The organism is Pseudoalteromonas sp. 2CM28B (assembly GCF_023161935.1).
Window position 1 is genome coordinate 1 of record NZ_JALNTH010000115.1, and the last position, 605, is coordinate 605.

Annotated in this window: 1 protein-coding gene; it reads right to left on the bottom strand. The window is 43.5% G+C overall.

Going from position 1 to position 605, the window contains the following annotated elements; genetic code table 11:
- On the bottom strand, positions 1-578 hold a 578-nt coding region (locus tag MTN96_RS36880), incomplete at its 3' end, for an IS4 family transposase (protein ID WP_248534858.1).
- Positions 579-605: the final 27 nt, after the last annotated feature.

Below are 605 nucleotides of genomic sequence, written 5' to 3' on the forward strand. Positions count from 1 at the left end.
GCCATCTCTGCCATTTCAAGTCTCACGATATTATATGATGTCAGAATACCCCAGAGCTCTTGATAAATACCTTCCTGTTTCAGGCTCCGTAATGCTGGTTTATTTGATAGTTGATACTGCTTGAGCTCACCATAGCCTCGCTCTATTTCCCATCGTTGCCAATACACATCGAGTAGCGCTTTCAGCGGGTACTTTTCTGGACAGGCGCATGAGGTGATGAACCCTTTTATTTCCCCTTTAGGTGTCGGAATTTGAATAAGCCTTGCTTGCCATGTATCACCTAGGTAAGGGGCTGATTTCTTAGCTTGTGGTGAAATAGGCATTGTTATTAAGTGGTCGTAATCGCTAAATGACTCCGTTATTTCATAGCGCATTTTGCTTTTGATGGGTGTAAGCCAATGATGGTTTTCGCTAACGCCTTGCCAGCTCGTAAATAGTTCAGCCGAAAAGAAACCTCTATCAAATAGCGTCAATGAATATTCAGGTGCTGAGCCAACAAGCTGTTGAGCATAATGAATTTCACTTTGAGTAATGGGGCCAAACGCTGCATCGGATATTAAATGCGTTCTTGTCGACATCAAGGTCACAGCAAGTACTGAGGGGAA